Raw genomic sequence first — 19720 nt, forward strand, 5'->3', positions numbered from 1 at the left:
CCGGAATCTTTTATTTAAATTGCTTAAGGAAACGTAAGTCATTCTCAAAGAATGAGCGCAAGTCAGTCACACCGTAACGCAGCATAGCTAAACGTTCAACGCCCATACCAAAGGCAAAACCTGTATATTTTTCAGGATCAATACCTACTGATTGCAAAACATTTGGGTGTACCATGCCACAACCTAATACTTCTAACCATTTACCGTTTTTTCCTTTGACGTCAACTTCAGCTGAAGGCTCAGTAAATGGGAAGAAAGAAGGTCGGAATCTAACTTCTAACTCTTCTTCAAAAAAGTTTGTTAGGAAGTCGTATAAAATACCTTTAAGTTCAGCAAAACTGACTTTTTCATCAACCATTAACCCTTCGACCTGATGGAACATAGGTGTATGTGTTTGGTCATAGTCGTTTCGATATACACGACCCGGTGAAATAATTCTTAATGGTGGCTGTTCGGCTTTCATAGTTCTTATTTGAACGCCTGAAGTCTGAGTTCTTAAAACTAACTTAGGATTAAAATAAAAAGTATCGTGATCGGCTCGTGCAGGATGGTTATCAGGAATATTTAGAGCATCGAAGTTATGCCAGTCATCTTCCACTTCAGGGCCTGTTCTAACTTGAAAACCAAGCTCGCCAAAAAAGCGCTCAATACGCTCAATTGTTTTCGTTACCGGATGTAAACCACCGATTTCAGCTGAGCGACCTGGTAAGGTAACATCAACTTTTTCTTCAGCTAATTTTTTATCTAATTCAGCTTGTTGAAAAGCATCTCGCTTATCATTCAATAATGCTTGAACCTGCTGTTTCGCTTGGTTGATTGCTTGACCCGCTTTTGGCTTTTCTTCTGGTGGCAATTTGCCTAAGCCTTTCATTTGTTCAGTAAAAAGTCCTTTCTTACCTAAAAATTGCACTCTAATTTCATCTAAAGCAATTAAATCACTTGCTGATTCAATTGCTTCTTGCGCTTGAGCGACTATGCCATCTAAATTCATTTAATAAACCTTTAGTGCGTTTAACCTAAATCACTTGAAGAGCCAAGTTTAGTTACTTTAAAACCAATCTTTTCAAGTAATTTAGTTAACCTATCTAATTAACTAAACATCTAATATCACAAGATGAAAGTGAAAAAATAAAGCGCGTAATTCTACAGTATTTTTTTATAAAATACCGCTCTAAGCCACATAATTGTGCCTATTTATTTAATAGTTTTTGCATCTCCTGTCCAAGATTCTATCTATGTATTAATATTGAGTTAATCGCAGTAGGAAAAGATTTAATGAAACAGTTTACTTCTAGACAGCCCATCTTTGATAAACACAAAATTGTAAAAGCTTATCAAATTAATTTCTCAGCTGGATTTTCACAATATTGGGCATTGGCAACACAAGGCTTAGCAAGGCAAAATCAAACCAGTAATTTAAATTTACTCGCGTCAAATAAAAGCATGATGGTGCATTTAACGGAAGCTGAGTTAACCGAAGATATCCTTGCTTATGTCGATCAAAAAAAGTTTTTCATCGATTTATCTCACCTAACTGAAGCTAGCCCAGATTTGCTGGAAAAATGTCGTCGCTTATATCACTTAGGCTATCGTTTTTGCTTTAATGACGATATTTTTTTGTACGAATGGGAAGCATATTTACCTTTTGCAAAAATGATTAAGTTTTCGATAAGCCAAACGCCGCTTAATACCCTCGAACCTCTCATGCCATTTTTGAAGCAACAAAAAACGATTCTTTTAGCTGACGATATCGATAATCACGAACAATACGAATTATGCAGGTCATTAGGTTTCCATTTGTTTCGAGGAGAGTTCTTCTGTAAGCCTGAGATCATCGAGCATAATACATTAACAAATGATGCCAATTATGTATTATCAATTTACACTGAAGCAATGCGAGAAACCTTTAATATTAAGCGTTTAGCTGAACTTTTCGCCAAAGATCTAACCCTTACTTATAAATTATTTAAGTATGTAAATGCTTGCTATTTTAACAAAAAAGAATCGATTTCGAGCATCAAGCAGGCGCTCGCTTTTTTAGGTGAAAATGCGGTCAAAAAATTAATCTGTATTATCGCGACAACCTATATACAACATAATAAGCCAGCAGAACTGGTCACCCTAAGTATTAGCCGATCCCGTTTTTGTGAGAGCCTAGCGGCAAACCTAAAACTAAACCCAGATTTTGCTTTCATCGTAGGTTTATTCTCTGTGTTAAATGCCATTCTAGATCAATCAATGGAAAATATATTGAGCAAACTGGCATTAAACCCAAGTGTCAAAACTGCACTACTGAGCCGTACAAACCAATACGGGATGATTCTAAAAATTTGTGAGTTATACGAAAAAGCACAGTGGTCCGCAGTTAATTTACTTGCAGGTAAAATGGGGCTTGACCCAGATATACTGCCCAAAATATATCAAGAATCGATAAAGTCGGCTTATATATTTGAGAATTTAGAATGAGCTAGAATTGAATTTATATGGTTAAGCCTATGCTTAAACACAAATAAAAAAAGGAGCCGTAGCTCCTTTTTTAGTTTAATAACAATGGGTTATTAAACTAAAGCTTCTTTTGCTTTAGATACTAAAGCAGTAAAAGTCGCTTTATCATATACAGCGATGTCAGCTAAAATCTTACGATCGATCTCAACAGAAGCTTTCTTAAGGCCATTGATGAAACGGCTATAAGATAAACCATTTTGACGAGAAGCAGCATTAATACGTGCAATCCATAATTGACGGAATTGACGTTTACGCTGACGACGGTCACGGTATGCGTATTGACCAGCTTTAGTTACAGCTTGAACTGCAACACGATAAACACGACTACGAGCACCGTAGTAACCTTTAGCTTGTTTTAAAACTTTTTTGTGACGAGCGTGTGCTGTTACACCACGTTTTACTCTAGGCATTTTTTAGTCTCCTGTTTTTATGCGTATGGCAACATGCGAACGATCAATGGAACATCTGATTGATGAACTTGAGTTTTCGCACGAAGGTGACGTTTACGCTTAGAGCTTTTCTTAGTCAAAATATGACGTAAGTGTGATTGTTTGCACTTAAAACCACCGTTGCCGGTTTTTTTAAAGCGCTTAGCTGCGCCGCTGTGGCTTTTAATTTTTGACATTGAGTATTTACTCCGCATTGTCAGTTAACAAATGTAATATGGCGAGTTAGCAAGCTAACTGCTTTAGGCCATAGTTACGACTTTTTCGGTGCCAACACCATGATCATTTGTCGACCTTCTACCCTAGTAGGGAAAGATTCAACATTGGCAATCTCAGCTAAATCGTCTTTAACACGATTCATCATTTCGATACCGATCTCTTGGTGTGCCATTTCACGTCCGCGGAAACGGATAGTTACTTTAGCTTTGTCACCGTCTTCTAAAAAGCGAGTCAGGTTGCGTAGTTTTACCTGATAATCGCCTATATCAGTTCCAGGTCGAAATTTAATTTCTTTAACCTGAATCTGTTTTTGCTTTTTCTTCTGCTCTTTTACAGATTTGCTTTTTTCGTAAAGGAACTTACCGTAGTCCATAACCTTACATACAGGTGGCGCTGCATTGGGGCTGATTTCTACCAAATCTAATTTAGCATCATCTGCTGCATTCATAGCTTCTTGTAAAGAAACCACGCCTCTTTGTTCGCCGTCAGCTAATATCAAACGAACTTCTTTTGCATCAATTTCTTCATTAATACGGTCTTTGCCTGTATCTGGTTTTCTTATAGCACCTTTAATGGCTTATTCCTCCACGAAATTTAAATATTCTTGCTAGTTACATCAGCTGCTAGACGTTGTCTGAATTCTTCAATCGTCATAGTGCCAAGGTCTTCACCTTTTCGAGTTCGGACTGCAACTTGGCCTGATTCTAGCTCTTTGTCCCCAACAACTAACATGTATGGGATACGTTTTAACGTATGTTCGCGAATTTTAAAGCCAATCTTCTCATTTCTCAAGTCCGCAGAGGCTCTAAATCCACTTTCGTTCAATATTCTAGCAACTTTTTGACAATAATCACCTTGTTTATCGGTAATATTTAAAATAACTGCTTGTTTTGGTGATAACCAAGTCGGGAAGTGACCTGCATATTCTTCTGTAAGGATACCAATGAAGCGTTCAACTGAGCCTAAAATAGCTCTGTGAATCATAACAGGTACTTGACGCTCGTTATTTTCTGCAACATAACTCGCACCTAATCGACTTGGTAATGCAAAATCTAATTGAATTGTACCACACTGCCAAGCTCGCTCTAAGCAATCATATAGTGTGAATTCAATTTTAGGTCCATAAAATGCACCTTCGCCTGGCTGTAAGTCATACTCAATGCCATTATTAGTTAGCGCATCCATCAAGGCTTGTTCTGCTCTATCCCAAATCTCATCTTCTCCGATTCGTTTTTCTGGGCGAGTCGATAGCTTAACGACGATTTTTTCAAAACCAAACGTTTGATACGTATCGTAAACCATCTTGATACATGCACTTACTTCATCTTGCACTTGAGATTCAGTACAGAAGATATGAGCATCATCCTGTGTAAAGCCACGTACGCGCATTAAACCATGTAAAGCACCTGACGGTTCATTACGGTGGCAACAACCAAATTCAGCCATACGTAAAGGTAAATCACGGTATGATTTTAAACCTTGGTTAAATATTTGGACATGACCTGGGCAGTTCATCGGTTTTATCGCATATTCACGTTTTTCTGATTCAGTTGTGAACATGTTTTCTGCATATTTATCCCAGTGACCTGATTTTTCCCATAAAGAACGATCCATCATTAACGGACCTTTTACTTCTTGGTAATCATATTCTTTTAATTTTGTACGCACAAAATCTTCTAATTCACGATAAATAGTCCAGCCATCATTATGCCAAAACACCATGCCTGGTGCTTCTTCTTGCCAGTGGAACAAGTCTAATGCTTTACCGATTTTTCTATGATCGCGTTTTTCAGCCTCTTCAAGGCGCTTCAAATAACCTTTAAGCTGCTTTTTATCCGCCCAAGCCGTACCATAAATACGTTGTAGCATTTTATTATCAGAATCACCGCGCCAATATGCACCAGCCACTTTCATCAATTTAAAGTGCTGACAAAATTTCATATTTGGCACATGTGGACCACGGCACATATCAATATATTCTTCGTGGTGATATAAACCAGGCTGGTCATCTTTAGATACGTTTTGATCTAAAATTTCAATTTTGTACGCTTCGCCGCGAGCAGCAAAAGTGTCTCTAGCTTCTTGCCAGCTGACTTTTTTCTTAACTACGTCGTAGTTAGTTGCAGCAAGTGCCTTCATTCTTTTTTCTAACGCTTCAAGATCGCTTTCTGAAAGTGAATGTTCCATATCGATATCATAGTAAAAACCATTATCGATAGTTGGACCTATCGCCATTTTAGCGTCTGGCCATAATTGTTTGACTGCATGTCCAATAAGATGAGCACAAGAGTGACGAATAATTTCTAAACCGTCTTCGTCTTTTGCTGTGATTAATTCTAAATTAACGTCTTCTTCAATTAATTCACATGCATCAACTCTAGCACCATTAATACGGCCTGCGATGGTTGCTTTCGCTAAACCTGGGCCAATATCGGCTGCAACTTGCAAAGGTGTAACTGCTGATTCAAATGATCTTTGACTTCCGTCTGGGAGCGTAATGACAGGCATGATTTTTCCTTACCAGTGGTGACACCTACCAAGTGCCACATGTTTTAAAATGAAATTTTCGAAAGCTGGCGATAATACAGGCTTATCAGAAACCTGTCGAGTTAGAATCCACCACAAGTGCGGATAAATTTTCAATTGTAACGAATCTAAAATGACAGAATTCACTCGGTAATTTTACAACGCAGGAAAATACTGTTTTTTAAGGTACCAGCAAGTATACTTAGTTAAATAATTGATTTAGCTTAATCAAAATAATATCTAAGAGTATATTCGACTAAAAATGAGTGAAATAAAATTAACCCAGTTAGAAGCAAAAGAACTAAGTCTGTTAGAGTCATTAAAAAATATACTCACGAATACAGAAGACTGCGATAAACAACAGCAACTTAGCTTCACCCCCAAGCTCGCAAAGTTATTATGTGACTGCCAAAGCAATTCAGCTAAAGTCTACTTACTTAATGTCAGTAGCTCTCCTCAATATTATTTAAATTGGCTGTCACATAACAGGCAAAGCAAACCTTTATTAAATACTGAGCATTTAATTGGCTATTTTAATAAAAGGGCTAGGTTGGCTAGATTCGTTAGCGGGGAGTTATTTCAAACTGATAAACCGTTTGTACTAATTTCTGCTTCCGCTATTTTGCAAGACATAAAGTTAGTAGGCTTAATTGGCAAAATACTCTCAAGTGGTAAATTTGATTCTAGGTGGTTATTTAACCATGCTGACGATAAGCAGCATTACAAATTTCAACATAAGCAATTAGATTTTACCCAAAATATTATTTTTTACGGCCACTCTGATAGCCTATATCAACTTTATTCTGCACTACCTATATTAAACGAAGTCGCAAGCCAAAGAGTTTATGAATCAGATTATGCAGTCCCTGTTACTAAATCGAACTTAACTGCACTAAAAAGCTTTATTGAGTTTAGCTATCAAAAGTCACTCAGTATTAAACAACTTTATGCCATTGCATGGGCTTTATCTAGGCAATTAGAGGATCAAGCGTGGTTAAGTTTAAATCTAGCTTATCTGGAGGAGTTGCTCCATTCACTCCCAGACAATTTTGATTTGAGCGACGTTGAAAATAGCGTGGCTGACATCAGTGGCCAAAATTCCTTAGATAAAGTTTTACATCATGAGCAAATTGCTAAGGGTACAGTCAAAGTTGATTTTACCGGGAAAGTTGTAGGTCAAATTAATGGACTTTCAGTGGTTGAAACTGAAAACGCCGAATTTGGCGAGCCTTCACGTATTACAGCAAATATATTCTCTGGTGAGGGTGATATAGGTGATATAGAGAGAAAATCTGATTTAGGCGGAGATATTCATGCTAAGGCGATGATGATTATATCTTCTTTCGTCAGTAAGGAATTTGCTGAAAATGAGCCTTTGTCTATCTCATCGAACATAGTGTTTGAGCAATCTTACCATGGCGTAGATGGTGACAGCGCGTCATTAGCTGAGCTATATGCTTTACTATCTGCGATCGCTAAGGTGCCAATTAACCAGAATGTTGCCATTACAGGGGCAATCGATCAACTAGGCAATGTATTAGCTGTCGGTGGTGTCGATTTAAAAATTGAGGGCTTTTATCAGCTTGCACAAAAAATGGCTCCTGATGAAACGCACCACATTATAATACCGGCAACGAACCAAGCTCATTTAAACTTGAATTCGGAAACAATTGAAGCCGTCAAAAACAAAAAGCTGATCATCTACCCAATTTCCCATGCCAATCAGGCGAGTTCAATTTTAACTGGTTTACCGGCTGAAACAGAAAACCAAGATGGCTTATTTGATCTAGTAAAAGAGTCACTACTCGAATTTAGTGAAGGAGAAGCGACGAGAACTTCGTTATTTAGTCGAATTGGCCATATATTCCACTATTTTTTGTCAAAAAATAACTAATTTATAGCTTGTAGACTTGTTAACCGAACATGGGTTCGATAAAGTATGCGCGTTTTTATTTTAACTATCGAATACTAATGACTCAAAATAGCTTTACTAAAGAAGATTTACTAGCTTGTAGCCGTGGCGAACTTTTTGGCCCAGGCAATAGCCAATTACCAGCTCCAAATATGTTAATGATGGATCGCATTATTTCAATTACTGAAAACGGTGGTGATTCTGACAAAGGTTATATCGAAGCTGAATTAGATATTACACCTGACTTATGGTTTTTTGACTGTCACTTCCCAGGTGATCCAGTAATGCCAGGTTGCTTAGGCCTAGACGCTATGTGGCAATTGGTCGGCTTTTTCTTAGGTTGGTGCGGTGGTCCGGGTAAAGGTCGAGCGCTTGGTGTTGGTGAAGTTAAATTTACCGGTCAAATATTACCGACAGCGAAAAAAGTATCTTACAAGATCAACTTAAAGCGTGTAATTAAAAGAAAATTATACATGGGTATTGCTGACGGTACCGTTGCGGTTGATGGCAAAATCATCTACGAAGCAAAAGACCTTAAAGTTGGTTTATTCCAAGATACTTCAGCATTTTAATATTGATTAAAATCTGCTGTTAAAATAAAAAAAGCCCGATAGGGCTTTTTTTATTTGTCTCCTTATACTGAGAGTGTTATTTACTTCACACCCAATACGGTTCTATCATCGATGGCTGATCGCCACCCCCCCAACCAATGCGCTTTAGTATCATTGTCATGATAAGGACAGTTTTCTTTTGCTTTTCCTATCATTCCAGCTTGATAACCTTTTGAATGAGCTCTTTCTAATCGGTCGCGTTTTTGTCGTTTCATTGAACCTTCCTTACTTTTATTGTCTGGATGGAGAATCTAAGCAATAAGTAATAATTGCTTCACATAAAACTTAGCCAAATCAGAAATTCATTGCAAGTATAAAATAGGCAGATATTGGAAAGGCTTTGTAAACCGATTTTAAACTATTGAGTTAAAAGGGTTTACAAAGCGAGGGGGCTATAGAATTATTTTCTATTAATAAGTGATGTTTTAAACAAAAATGTAATAAAGAAAACAAGCATAAATGGCACTGAAATTGACGCCCCTTTTCGTGTAATTAAATCATCTTCTGCCAGGTTTAAATCACACTGCTGGAAGTCTACCGCAGCTGGTTTTAACTTGACCATAAGCTGTAACGTATCCTGGGTGTCCTGTACTGCTTCACCAAGCAAATTATATTGGTTATCTAACTTAGTCGCTCTGGCTAAGATCACACCATCGTCATTTATCGAGACAGCTTCAACTAAGTGTAAGTCAGTGTCACAAGCTAAATAATCATTTAAATCGTAAATTGACTCAGTCGCAATATCATATAAAAACGCAATGCTTGGTACTGAAGAGCCAGATAGTGAATCTTTTTCAGCTTTACCTACTATCTGATTCAAATTATTAATTGCTCTAGCAGTCGTATCTGCATTTTGAGCAAAATCATCCAGCTGAGTTACGTTAATCGCATTACTACTGTAGTCATAATAGAAACTTTTATTAGCACTGCCAAATCCAATAACATTAACAACATTACCTAAGACAATACCGTTATCGTTAATATCGACGGCTTTACTGCTAGGAGAGTCAGATGAATCAATTAAAGTAGTTGCTGCACCCTGATAAAAAACCGTAGCTTGAGAGCTTACACGATTATTGACACTGATAACGTGTGACTCACCAACAGCAACACCATCATAATTAACCGCATAAGCTTTACTGTAATATTGTGCTTGAGCGGCCGTTGCTGAGTCATCTATCGCAATACCAAGATCGGTTTGCTCTACCACTTCACCATTACCATTCACTTTCCAACGATAAGCGTGGGTTTTATAAAGAGCTAATTGATTGCCTTCCGTTTCCATCAGAGTAGACATACATAAGTTTTCTGGAACATTATCATCATTCGCTTCGCAGCTAGCCTGAGCTGATAATAAAGAAGTTGTGGTACCAACTGAAGCATAACCCACAACATAACCCGAGTCGCTGATATCTGTTGCGTAACTCACACCGCCAAAATACTCTGATTCTTCAGCGATGAGTGGGGTTACTTTGCCTGAATTTAACCTAACGTATGCACGATGTGAAAATTCAGGAACCAACCAATTAATATCGTTTAACTCAGTTAAAGTGTAAGGAGAGCTCGCATCACCAACAATCCAAGCATTATTATTGATGGCTCTAGCAGCTTCTGAATTCATATAAGTATATTCATCAGTTGCATCACTGATGGTATCAAAAATAGCTAATTCTCTCGTTTCACTACTGTGAGATAAGCCAGCACGATAGACGCCCACTGCATCTCTAATTGAAATCGCACCTAGTTTTTGATGCCGACCGGATGACTGAACCTGATCTAGGTAAGTCAAAATAAGTGAAAGACTAACGTTGTTAAAACGCCCTCTTTTCACTTCGTTCAATAAAGTGTTGCCATTACTGGTATCAATTCTAATAGCAAGTGTATCTGCTAAGCTTTTATCCACATCATCTAAATCAAGTAGCGACATATCTATAGGATAATTAAATCGCGTCACTAAGGCTGAAATCGCAGAGCCACTATTATTTATATCAACTGGATAGCTGTGTTTAAAATCAGTTGGTGTCTCGATTATTTCTAATTCATATTGAGCAGGTGCTGCATGAACGAAAAAGTTGGTAAAACAACTAACAAAGGCTAAAGAGTAGGTATTTAATTTTTTTATCATAACTAATTATTATTTTGTAAGCTTTCTAGCTCTTCCCATTGTTCAAATGCTTGCTCAAATTCAGCTTCAGCATCGGCTAATTGTTGCAATTTTTCAGCAGTTTCGTCTTGAGGTAAGCTGAAAAACTCTGGTTGATTCACTTCTGATTGAATAGTTTCGATTAGAGCTTCTAATTCTTCAATTTTCTGTGGCAACGATTCTAACAAAAGTTTTTGCTTATAAGACAGCTTTACTTTGTTAGATTGAGGTTTTTCGACTGTTTTTTTAGCTTGAGGTTCAACTTTTATTGCTTGTTCTTGTTGTTTCCGCTGAGCCGCTAAATTTTCAAGATGTGGAATAATAACTTCATATCCACCGACAAACTCTTCAACAAAGCCTTCACCATGGAAGAAATAACTTGACGTGGCGGTGTTATTAACAAACTCCCTGTCGTGGGAGACCAGTAGCATAGTCCCTTGATAGCTACTGATTAACTCTTCTAGTAGCTCTAAAGTTTCTACATCCAAATCATTGGTAGGTTCATCTAGTATTAATAAATTAGCTGGTTTCAAAAATAATTTGGCAAGTAAAAGTCTATTTTTTTCACCACCAGATAAAGATTTAACCGGCGATCTAGCTCGCTGAGGTGAAAAAAGAAAGTCTTGTAAGTAACCTAAAGCATGTCGGCTTTGACCATTAAAAATGACATCTTGCTTGCCATCAGCAACATTGTCGATGACAGATTTTTCTTCGTCTAACTGAGAACGATATTGGTCAAAATAGGCAATCTCTAGCTTAGTCCCTATTTTAACTTCACCTTCTTGTGGTGCTAATGTGCCCATAATTAGTTTAATAAAGGTGGATTTACCACAGCCATTAGGGCCAATCAGTGCCAGTTTGTCACCTCGCATAATCAAAGAGTCAAAGTTTTTAACTATGCTTTGTTTTTCATACGAGTAACCTAAGTTAGTAATTTCGGCGACTAACTTACCAGACTTATTCGCATCATCTAAACTCAGTTTAGCTGTACCTTGAACATTTCGACGTTGCGCGCGTTCTTGTCTGAGTTTTTTTAAGTCTCTGACTCGGCCTTCATTACGCGTACGCCTTGCTTTAATGCCTTGACGGATCCAAGCTTCCTCTTGCGATAACTTAATATCAAACTGCTTATTTTGTTCTTCTTCTACTCTAAGCATCTCTGCTTTTTCTTCTAAGTAGCTATCATAGCCTCGTTCAAAACTGGTTAGTTTCCCCCGATCTAGATCAACGATACGCTTTGCAACATTTCGCACAAAAGCCCTGTCATGACTGATAAAGACAAGCGCACCGTTATATTCGTTAAGGAATTTTTCTAACCAATCAATCGACTGATAATCTAAGTGGTTAGTTGGTTCGTCAAGCAATAAAATATCAGGTTCGACAACCAAGGCTTGGGCTAAAGCCACTTTTCTCAACCAACCACCTGAGAGTGCATTAAGTTTTAGATCGGGTGTCAGGCCTAAACGGGATAAAACTTGCTGAATTTTAGGTTCATATGTCCAGCCATCAAGCTCATCTATTTTATGCTGAACATCAGAAAGCTTGTTAAGGTCACAATTAGGATCGACCGATAGAGCATAATATTCACCTAAGGCTTTACCAACTTCGCCTAAACCCAAAGCCGCGTATTCATAAGCTGTGCCTTGACTCGCTTTTGGCGGATCTTGCGGTAGCCTAGAAATTCGTGTGCTTGATTTTAAATTTACATCGCCATCGTCGAGTTGTTGCTCTCCCGCAATCACTTTCATTAAAGTAGATTTGCCAGCGCCATTACGTCCCAAAATACAAATTTTTTCACCTTTATTTATGTGAAAATCTGCTTTATCTAGGAGAGCATGATCGCCAAAAGCAAGTTGACCACGGGTAATTCTATACAAATTCATTTTAAGCTTTTAACCACTCTATAAAACTATTCTCATCAAACGGCCAACATAATACTTCTGAGGTTGCCGTGTCTTCTACTACTGGAATACGAGTACCGTATAACTTAACTAAGGCTTCACTGTCACTGATATCGACAAATTTAACGGCCTGGTGCAAATTTATGTTTTTTAAAACCTGCTCAGCTAAGTCGCACAAATGGCAGCCTTCAGTAGTATAAAAAATCAATTCACTCATAAATTTACCTTACTCTATAGCCCTACTTAAGGTGTTACTTTAGGCTTAATTGCCAAACTCGACGAATATTAGGTCGGCGTTTAAAATCAAAAGGTAGCGTTTCAGAGCTAATTTCTTTACTTTGCAACCCTAATTCATCAATGGCTGCATCATCAAATTTAAATGATCTTAAGTTATTCGAAAAATAAATAGTACCGCCAGCATTCAAAGCACGCTTTGCTTGTGTTAACAGGGTTAAATAATCCGATTGCACATCAAAATCATTCGATAATTTTTTCGAGTTAGAAAAACTTGGAGGGTCAATAAAAATAAGATCAAATTTATCTTTATTTGCTTTCAACCAAGATACGCCATCCTGAGCAATAAAAGGATGCCAACGCGTATCTATTTTATTCAATTCAAAATTGCGTTTACCCCAGTCTAAGTACTTTTGCGACAAATCGACCGATGTGACTTGTTCAGCTCCACCCACTGCCGCATGAACACTCACACTACATGTGTAAGAAAACAAATTTAGTACTTTCTTGCCCTTAGATTCTTGTTGCACTTTTAATCGCATCAATCTGTGATCTAAAAACAAGCCTGTATCTAAATAATCATGCAGGTTTACATGGAACATAGCGCCATTTTCAAGCACTTGAATGTACTCATCGCGTTTTTCTTCACGCTTATATTGGTTGTTACCTTTTTGACGCTGACGGGTTTTGAGCACAACATGATTAAGCTCAATACCTAAAATACTTGGCGCGGTTAAAATAACTTCGTTTAATCTTGCTTTGCTTTTCTCTTCCGGAATACTCTTAGGCGGCGCATATTCTTGAATGACCAGCCAATCATTATAGACATCAAGTGCGACATTATAATTCGGCAAATCGGCATCATAAATTCGATAACACTCTGTGTTTGCAGCTTTGATTAGCTTAGAGGCTTGTTTGATATTTTTCTTCAAGCGGTTTTGAAACTCAAGTGCTAGGGTTTCTCTTGGCTGGCTGTCTTCTTTCGCGGCTTCAACTCGGTAAGTTGCAATTTGACAATCAAGCGCTGCATTTCTAACTTTATATTTCTTAATTGCACTCAATTTTAATTGACGTAAATTGTCTATCGCAGAGCTAATTACGGTTAAGTACCAATCGGTATGTTTATGCTTAATTTGATTGCCAAAATCTAAGTACAAATGGGCTATTGTGATTTCATCTTCTAATCTTTCACCGTATGGTAAGTTAGAGATAATAAAACCTGTATCCGCGACTTCTATAGACTCTTTCGTCGCATCGCCACGCTGAAAATGAATTTGTCCAGCAACACCCGCTCTACGCGCATTTTGCTCTGCAATCTTTAAAGCTTGAGAGTTGATATCTAAACCATAAATTTTAAACTTAGCCTCTTCGACAATTAAGGCGTCGTATTCGTCTCTTACTTTATTAAATAAGCTAGCATTATGTCCTAGCCAGTGACTAAATCCCCAGATTTCTCTGTCGTATTGAGCCGGAATAGACAACGCCATCTGCGCAGCTTCAATTACAATTGTGCCTGAACCGCAAAAATAATCGATTAATGGTTTACTTGTATCTTCTAACCAACCTGAACGAATGACTAAGGCAGCTGCCAAGTTTTCTTTAATCGGTGCTTTTGAAGCTTCAATACGGTAGCCTCGTTGATGTAAGCTTTGGCCAACCAGATCTAAGAATATATGAGCACGATTTTTCATTAATCGGCCCTGAATTCGAATATCAGCGTCAATTTTGCTCACATTAGGACGACGACCGTTTTCTTCTGTAAAGACATCGACAACCGCATCTTTCACCACTTGAGCGCTAAACTGGGTATTGTTTAATTTTTCTGTCGTACCATTAAACTCAACTTTAAAGGTGTGACGATCTGAAAAATGCATAGTCCAGTCGATATCTGCCGCTATTTTGTAAAGATCTTCTTTGCCTTTACAGTCACCATCACCTAATTCAAGTAAAACTTTGTTCGCTAAACGCGAGCAATAGCAAACTTTGTAAGCTTGTTCGAGCGTACCTTCAAACCAAATAGAAGAGACAGACATTTTCATATCTGTAATAGAAAGTTGCTTTAATTCTGCTTCGAGCAGATTCTCTAAGCCTTTTGAGGTGGTAACTAAAAAACGCGGCATGATTTACTCCGATTGACTGAGCGCGCATTATATACCCAATCCAGTATAAAGTGCATGACTCATTAGCTTCAGAGTAAAGTTTTAGCTAAGCTAGTCGAGACATAGGTTATTCTTAGCCTTTTCATGCATAAATTGACCCGACTCTAAAAAGGATAATACCTGAGTTTCGACTATGTCATTGGTCATCATAAAAGTGTGGGTAACAGGTAAAACTAAAAAGCTACACATACCTTGTATTTTAGTAGAGGCTATAGTGACTTTACCATCATCAGCATTTGGTAAAATCCCGGATAAAATCCAATTAATACTCTTGTTACCGGCGATAATTCCAAGTGGAAAATCGACGTTACCTAATTGATTGACTAAAGAGGTTTTATCCGTTGATAACTGCTGACCAGCTGGACCATTTAACCAAGTAAAAAAATCTAGCGTTTTAAACTTATCAACAACTTCGCTGCCTTTGTTAGGTGGCCCCAACATGACAACTCTAGCTAAATTTTCAATAGGATGCTTGCTCAAATAATATCTAACTAGAATCCCGCCCATAGAATGAGTAACAAAGTGAATTCGAAAGGGGTCATTTTGGGCATATTTTTGACAGCTCGAAATACCCGAATGAATAGCTAACTCAGCTAAGGTTTCTATCTTCTCACTCCGAGAAGGGTAATCTATATTCGCGACCCAAAAACCATTTTGCTCTAACCGGGTTTCAAGCTCTGCCATAGAAGCTGCATTTCTTGCTAAACCGTGCAATAAAATAACGCAGTCTTTGGCGATAGCAAACTGACAAATAAAAGTAAAAGTTAAAATACAAATTTTAAGTAATCGCATAAGTAACCATAACTATTAAGGGTATAGCGGGCACAAAAAAGGCGCTTACGCGCCTTTTTCAAACTCCGAAAATTTTACTCTAAATCTTCAGCTAAACGTTCCGCTATATGAGGGAAAATCTTTTCAAGCTGCTTTTTATCTAACGAATCCAACGTAATATCATTAAATATTAAATGGGTCTGTTCGCCATTTCTTAAAAGCTCGATGACATAGTCACCTTTTTTAAGCCCAAATGATTTACTTTCACTACCAAATAAGCCTGACCAAAATCCGCTATTATCTGATTTAACTCTAGCGTATATACGACCTTGGAGTTTGTTGATATCTGTTAAAATTAATTCATAGTGATCGAGTGCTTCTAATACTCGAATCCAACTATGCTCATAGCTCGCATCAATTATGATTGCTGGATCACCATTTTCAGCTTGACCTACATTAGAAGTAACACCTTTAACATACTGAGTACGACGATTTTCAGCATCTAACCTTAAGCGATATTCAAAATGTCCAGCGACTGCATTTAATTTTTCAGTTGCTAGACCTTGATTATCCGCAACATCATAATCCGGATAGATTTCAAGCAGAGGTTCGCGCTTAATCAGCTCGACAGTTAACTTACCTGACCGTCCATGCGGCTTCATCTCTAATTTAAAACGATATTTTTGTCGTTCTAAATCAAATTTTCCTGACCAAAGCCACCAACCAAATTCTCTTTGCTGTACAAACCAACCACTCTCAAGAACTTGGTTTACCTCATCAAATTTTTCTATTTTAACTTCGGATTTAGCTAAGTAACCTTTAACGGCATTCCAAATCGCTTGATGTAAATTGTCAATGTGCTCTGTTTGCTCAAACCAAATAGAAGTTCGAGGATCAATTTCATCAATATGGCTCGCTGTCACAATTGGTGCGATTAATCTAGGCGGAAAAATGGATATATTTTTCCCTAAATTACCCGCTAATTCAGCTTCTAAGTCAATATCAAAAGGTGAATCGACATCAATCTTGTCTAATTCAGCAGGCACTTGAATACTTTTAGCCGGCTTGGCTTTTAAGTATTCAAAACTATCATCCGCTTGCTTAGGTTTGCCAGCACAGCTAATAAGCGCAGCAGAAACACAGACTAAACAGGAACTACGAAACCATAAGTTTGCTTTAAGCATTTAAAAAACCTGATTGTTGCAAAGCTTGTTCGATTACTAATTGTGAATTTGGTTCCGGATTTAATAACGGAAGTCTAAATACACTCTCAGGGATAAGCCCCATGCGGTAAAGCGCCCACTTAACCGGCACAGGATTTGATTCAATAAATAATTTATCATGCAAAACTTGGATTTTGTCATCGATTACTTTTGCTTCATCAAATTTTCCAGCTTGGGCTAAGTCGCATATTTGTGCGATTTCACTTGCGGCGATATTCGCAGTAACGGAAATAACACCATGACCGCCAGCTTTTAAGAAAGCTAACGAACTCGCATCATCACCGCTAAGTAGGCTAAAGTCATCTGCAACTAAGTTTTTAATCTCAATTAAGCGCTCAATATCACCTGTTGCTTCTTTTATGCCAATAATTCGTTCATGTTTACTTAATTCAGCCACAGCCGGCGGTAACATATCAACCGCAGTACGCCCAGGTACATTATATAAAATCTGTGGAATTTCAGATGAATCAGCAATTGCTTCAAAATGCTTTATCAAACCAAGCTGTGAAGGTTTATTGTAATATGGCGTTACAGATAAAAAGGCATCTATGCCTGAATGAGCCATTCTTTTGCTCAGCTCTATAGACTCAGCAGTTGAATTCGCGCCATTACCTGCAATGACAGCGATACGACCGTTGACCACTTTCACTACAGTTTCGACAACTTTCACATGCTCATCAACAGGTAAAGTTGCTGACTCACCTGTGGTGCCAACTGCAACAATACCGTGCGTTCCAGCTTGCACATGAAATTCAACTAATTTTTCCAGCGTTGGGTAATCAACTTGACCATTTGCAGTCATAGGTGTGATTAACGCGACAATACTTCCTCGGATCATTTAAAGCCCCCATAAAACCAAGCGCACTATGGTAATGTCGACAGCAACGAAAGACAATATTAAAGCGTCAATTAGCGAACAAATAACCATATATTTTTTAAAATGCACCTGTTTGAGCCCATTTTTCAAATATTTAAGGTGCTTAGCTAGTGTATTTTAAGCCGTAAGTTAGATTATTTTAAGAAAAGTAGATCTGACGTAGCTGATTTTGAGTTAATATAAAATCAATACTAACCTCTTGTTTTGTACACAAGATGAGTAAAAAGAAATATAAGGAAAAATATGAATACCTTAACTGCCGGTGCACAAGCGCCATTATTTGAATTACTAAACCAAGAAAATCAAACTGTTAGTCTTGAAAAATTACTTAAAGAAAACCAAGTGTTAGTTTATTTTTACCCTAAAGCCTCAACACCAGGTTGCACAGTTCAAGCCTGTGGCTTACGTGATACTAAATCTGAGTTAGCAGAGCTTAATACAGTGGCGGTTGGCATCAGCCCAGATATGCCAGAGAAAATAGCTAAATTTGTCGATAAGCAAAACTTAAATTTCGACCTTTTATCTGATCCAGACCATGCAGTTGCTGACGCATTTGGTGTATGGGGCTTAAAGAAATTTATGGGTAAAGAATACGATGGTATTCACAGAATTAGTTTTTTAGTTGGACAAGATGGCAAAATTACCCATGTTTTCAATAAATTTAAGACCAAAGATCACCACGAAGTGGTTATCGACTTCTTAAAAAACCAAGCTTAAATTAAAAGAAACCCCCTTTCCATATTGGCGTGATAAAAGCTAATTTGCTATTATCACGCCGAAATTATCCCGATACAGATAATACCTAATTTTTATTTTATTCACCTTGCAACAGGAACAAGATTGATGAGCCTAGCTGATAAAGTTTTAGCAGTTAATGACGACCTCCCGATTCGTACTAATAAACCAGTTCACAGCGGAAAAGTTCGCTCTGTATACTGGTTAACAGAAGAAGACAGTCGCCGTTTAATACAAGAAAAAGGTTACAATGTCCGACCTGATGCGCCACTTGCTATTATGGTTATTAGCGATCGAATTTCAGCATTCGACTGCATCTGGCAAGGTGAAGGCGGCATGAAAGGTGTGCCTGGTAAAGGAGCTGCATTAAATGCCGTTTCAAACCATTGGTTTAAACTATTCAAACAAAATGGTTTAGCTGATAGCCATATCCTAGATATACCTCATCCTTTTGTTTGGATCGTCCAAAAAGCCAAACCAGTTAAAATTGAAGCAATCTGTCGTCAGTATATAACTGGCTCTATGTGGCGAGCGTACAGCAAAGGTGAACGTGATTTTTGTGGTATTCGCTTACCTGAGGGACTAGAAAAAGATCAAAAATTACCAGAGTTACTCATCACACCTTCGACTAAAGGCATCTTAAAAGGTATTCCAAATGTACCGGAAGTAGATGATGTTAATATCACTAGAGCAGATATCACAGCCAATTTTACGGCTTTTAATTTTGAAAGCGAAGCGGATATTGAGAAATACGAAACCTTGTTAAAAGAAGGCTTTAACTTAATCAGTGATGCCTTAGCAGAAATTGATCAAATCTTTATCGATACTAAGTTCGAATTTGGTTATGTCACAGATGCACAAGGCAATGACAAGCTGATATATATGGATGAAGTAGGTACACCTGATTCTTCTCGCATTTGGGATGGCCCATCATACAGAGATGGCAAAGTGGTAGAAAACTCGAAAGAAGGTTTCCGCCAGCTACTGTTAAACCACTTCCCTGATCCAGACATTCTATTAAACAAAGACAGAATGGATGAAAGAGAAGCGCTAGCGCGTGATAATGAACTACCAGTAGAAGTACTTATGCAAGTCTCTGAGACTTACACGGCAATTGCAGAGAAAATTACCGGCGAAAAGATTTCTCTTTCTGAAAACCCGAAAGCAGAGATAATAGAAATTTTGCGCAACGACTATGCACTAGTCGATTAAACTTTAGTGATGAAATTGTATAAAAAAGGGATATTCAAAATATCCCTTTTTGTTTCACAATTTTAAACTAATACAAGTTAACGCTTAATTAAAACTTAAACGTTGTAAGTACTAGATGCTGTGTCACCACCGCGGCCAGTCCAATTAGTGTGGAAGAACTCACCTCTTGGCTTATCTGTACGCTCATAAGTGTGCGCACCAAAGTAATCGCGTTGTGCTTGTAATAAGTTCGCTGGTAAGCGCTCA

At 37.8% G+C, this 19720-nt stretch carries 18 protein-coding genes and 1 pseudogene; 5 read left to right on the forward strand and 14 right to left on the reverse strand.

The window, feature by feature from the left end:
* Positions 1–10 precede the first annotated feature (10 nt).
* Positions 11–991 carry a phenylalanine--tRNA ligase subunit alpha gene (gene pheS, locus XM47_RS16120; RefSeq protein WP_048694824.1) on the reverse strand — a complete coding sequence of 327 codons (981 nt, stop codon included), beginning with the start codon at positions 989–991 and terminating at the stop codon, positions 11–13.
* Between the two features lie 284 nt (positions 992–1275).
* Between pheS and XM47_RS16125 the strand changes: the two genes are divergently transcribed.
* Positions 1276–2466 carry an EAL and HDOD domain-containing protein gene (locus XM47_RS16125; RefSeq protein WP_048694826.1) on the forward strand — a complete coding sequence of 397 codons (1191 nt, stop codon included), beginning with the start codon at positions 1276–1278 and terminating at the stop codon, positions 2464–2466.
* A gap of 92 nt (positions 2467–2558) precedes the next feature.
* On the opposite strand, the gene rplT is transcribed toward XM47_RS16125, so the two are convergent.
* The 4 genes from rplT to thrS all read right to left on the reverse strand — a co-directional run bounded on the left by rplT (position 2559) and on the right by thrS (position 5678).
* A complete protein-coding gene (rplT, locus tag XM47_RS16130; protein ID WP_048694828.1) occupies positions 2559–2915 on the reverse strand; it encodes a 50S ribosomal protein L20 in 357 nt (118 codons plus the stop codon).
* Positions 2916–2932: 17 nt separating this feature from the next.
* Positions 2933–3130 carry a 50S ribosomal protein L35 gene (rpmI, locus tag XM47_RS16135; RefSeq protein WP_048694830.1) on the reverse strand — a complete coding sequence of 66 codons (198 nt, stop codon included), beginning with the start codon at positions 3128–3130 and terminating at the stop codon, positions 2933–2935.
* Positions 3131–3204: 74 nt separating this feature from the next.
* On the reverse strand, positions 3205–3744 hold the full coding sequence (gene infC / locus XM47_RS16140) for a translation initiation factor IF-3 (RefSeq protein ID WP_077066588.1): 540 nt from the start codon (positions 3742–3744) through the stop codon (positions 3205–3207).
* A gap of 20 nt (positions 3745–3764) precedes the next feature.
* Entirely contained in the window at positions 3765–5678 is a 1914-nt protein-coding gene (thrS, locus tag XM47_RS16145) for a threonine--tRNA ligase (RefSeq protein WP_048694839.1), read from the reverse strand.
* A 280-nt stretch (positions 5679–5958) separates the two neighbouring features.
* On the opposite strand from thrS, the gene XM47_RS16150 reads away from it, so the two are divergent.
* A complete protein-coding gene (locus tag XM47_RS16150; RefSeq protein ID WP_048694842.1) occupies positions 5959–7590 on the forward strand; it encodes a S16 family serine protease in 1632 nt (543 codons plus the stop codon).
* A 77-nt stretch (positions 7591–7667) separates the two neighbouring features.
* The gene (gene fabA, locus XM47_RS16155) at positions 7668–8180 is read left to right on the forward strand and encodes a 3-hydroxyacyl-[acyl-carrier-protein] dehydratase FabA (protein WP_078061943.1); all 513 of its coding nucleotides are present in this window, start codon (positions 7668–7670) and stop codon (positions 8178–8180) included.
* Between the two features lie 80 nt (positions 8181–8260).
* Here fabA and rmf read toward each other — a convergent pair whose 3' ends face one another.
* From rmf to dapA, 8 genes are all read right to left on the reverse strand, one after another.
* Entirely contained in the window at positions 8261–8434 is a 174-nt protein-coding gene (gene rmf / locus XM47_RS16160) for a ribosome modulation factor (protein ID WP_048694846.1), read from the reverse strand.
* A 185-nt stretch (positions 8435–8619) separates the two neighbouring features.
* A complete protein-coding gene (locus XM47_RS16165; RefSeq protein ID WP_048694849.1) occupies positions 8620–10344 on the reverse strand; it encodes a DUF3466 family protein in 1725 nt (574 codons plus the stop codon).
* 2 nt (positions 10345–10346) lie between these two features.
* Positions 10347–12245 (reverse strand): ATP-binding cassette ATPase Uup, encoded by a 1899-nt coding sequence (uup, locus tag XM47_RS16170; RefSeq protein WP_048694852.1) that lies wholly within the window; start codon positions 12243–12245, stop codon positions 10347–10349.
* A 1-nt stretch (position 12246) separates the two neighbouring features.
* Entirely contained in the window at positions 12247–12480 is a 234-nt protein-coding gene (locus XM47_RS16175; RefSeq protein WP_048694856.1) for a glutaredoxin family protein, read from the reverse strand.
* 34 nt (positions 12481–12514) lie between these two features.
* The gene (gene rlmKL, locus XM47_RS16180) at positions 12515–14617 is read right to left on the reverse strand and encodes a bifunctional 23S rRNA (guanine(2069)-N(7))-methyltransferase RlmK/23S rRNA (guanine(2445)-N(2))-methyltransferase RlmL (protein WP_048694859.1); all 2103 of its coding nucleotides are present in this window, start codon (positions 14615–14617) and stop codon (positions 12515–12517) included.
* A 90-nt stretch (positions 14618–14707) separates the two neighbouring features.
* Positions 14708–15448, reverse strand: coding sequence for an esterase/lipase family protein (locus XM47_RS16185; protein ID WP_048694862.1), 741 nt, complete (start codon positions 15446–15448; stop codon positions 14708–14710).
* 74 nt (positions 15449–15522) lie between these two features.
* Positions 15523–16611 carry an outer membrane protein assembly factor BamC gene (bamC, locus tag XM47_RS16190; protein ID WP_048694865.1) on the reverse strand — a complete coding sequence of 363 codons (1089 nt, stop codon included), beginning with the start codon at positions 16609–16611 and terminating at the stop codon, positions 15523–15525.
* Entirely contained in the window at positions 16604–17488 is an 885-nt protein-coding gene (dapA, locus tag XM47_RS16195) for a 4-hydroxy-tetrahydrodipicolinate synthase (protein WP_048694867.1), read from the reverse strand. The genes bamC and dapA overlap by 8 nt, the downstream gene beginning before the upstream one ends.
* A gap of 282 nt (positions 17489–17770) precedes the next feature.
* On the opposite strand from dapA, the gene bcp reads away from it, so the two are divergent.
* On the forward strand, positions 17771–18244 hold the full coding sequence (gene bcp, locus XM47_RS16200; RefSeq protein ID WP_048694870.1) for a thioredoxin-dependent thiol peroxidase: 474 nt from the start codon (positions 17771–17773) through the stop codon (positions 18242–18244).
* Positions 18245–18370: 126 nt separating this feature from the next.
* Entirely contained in the window at positions 18371–19474 is a 1104-nt protein-coding gene (locus tag XM47_RS16205) for a phosphoribosylaminoimidazolesuccinocarboxamide synthase (RefSeq protein ID WP_048694873.1), read from the forward strand.
* Between the two features lie 95 nt (positions 19475–19569).
* Here XM47_RS16205 and XM47_RS18915 read toward each other — a convergent pair.
* Positions 19570–19720, reverse strand: a pseudogene (locus XM47_RS18915) (NADP-dependent phosphogluconate dehydrogenase); the annotation flags it as partial.

It is taken from the genome of Catenovulum maritimum (assembly GCF_001050375.1).
In the GTDB taxonomy this organism is placed as follows: Bacteria; Pseudomonadota; Gammaproteobacteria; order Enterobacterales; family Alteromonadaceae; genus Catenovulum; species Catenovulum maritimum.

Bases quoted from the DNA above. Each gene is read 5' to 3' on its own strand.
- pheS (WP_048694824.1), bottom strand. From the start codon at position 991: ATGAATTTAGATGGCATAGTCGCTCAAGCGCAAGAAGCAATTGAATCA.
- XM47_RS16125 (WP_048694826.1), top strand. From the start codon at position 1,276: ATGAAACAGTTTACTTCTAGACAGCCCATCTTTGATAAACACAAAATT.
- rplT (WP_048694828.1), bottom strand. From the start codon at position 2,915: ATGCCTAGAGTAAAACGTGGTGTAACAGCACACGCTCGTCACAAAAAA.
- rpmI (WP_048694830.1), bottom strand. From the start codon at position 3,130: ATGTCAAAAATTAAAAGCCACAGCGGCGCAGCTAAGCGCTTTAAAAAA.
- thrS (WP_048694839.1), bottom strand. From the start codon at position 5,678: ATGCCTGTCATTACGCTCCCAGACGGAAGTCAAAGATCATTTGAATCA.
- XM47_RS16150 (WP_048694842.1), top strand. From the start codon at position 5,959: ATGAGTGAAATAAAATTAACCCAGTTAGAAGCAAAAGAACTAAGTCTG.
- fabA (WP_078061943.1), top strand. From the start codon at position 7,668: ATGACTCAAAATAGCTTTACTAAAGAAGATTTACTAGCTTGTAGCCGT.
- rmf (WP_048694846.1), bottom strand. From the start codon at position 8,434: ATGAAACGACAAAAACGCGACCGATTAGAAAGAGCTCATTCAAAAGGT.
- XM47_RS16165 (WP_048694849.1), bottom strand. From the start codon at position 10,344: ATGATAAAAAAATTAAATACCTACTCTTTAGCCTTTGTTAGTTGTTTT.
- uup (WP_048694852.1), bottom strand. From the start codon at position 12,245: ATGAATTTGTATAGAATTACCCGTGGTCAACTTGCTTTTGGCGATCAT.
- XM47_RS16175 (WP_048694856.1), bottom strand. From the start codon at position 12,480: ATGAGTGAATTGATTTTTTATACTACTGAAGGCTGCCATTTGTGCGAC.
- rlmKL (WP_048694859.1), bottom strand. From the start codon at position 14,617: ATGCCGCGTTTTTTAGTTACCACCTCAAAAGGCTTAGAGAATCTGCTC.
- XM47_RS16185 (WP_048694862.1), bottom strand. From the start codon at position 15,448: ATGCGATTACTTAAAATTTGTATTTTAACTTTTACTTTTATTTGTCAG.
- bamC (WP_048694865.1), bottom strand. From the start codon at position 16,611: ATGCTTAAAGCAAACTTATGGTTTCGTAGTTCCTGTTTAGTCTGTGTT.
- dapA (WP_048694867.1), bottom strand. From the start codon at position 17,488: ATGATCCGAGGAAGTATTGTCGCGTTAATCACACCTATGACTGCAAAT.
- bcp (WP_048694870.1), top strand. From the start codon at position 17,771: ATGAATACCTTAACTGCCGGTGCACAAGCGCCATTATTTGAATTACTA.
- XM47_RS16205 (WP_048694873.1), top strand. From the start codon at position 18,371: ATGAGCCTAGCTGATAAAGTTTTAGCAGTTAATGACGACCTCCCGATT.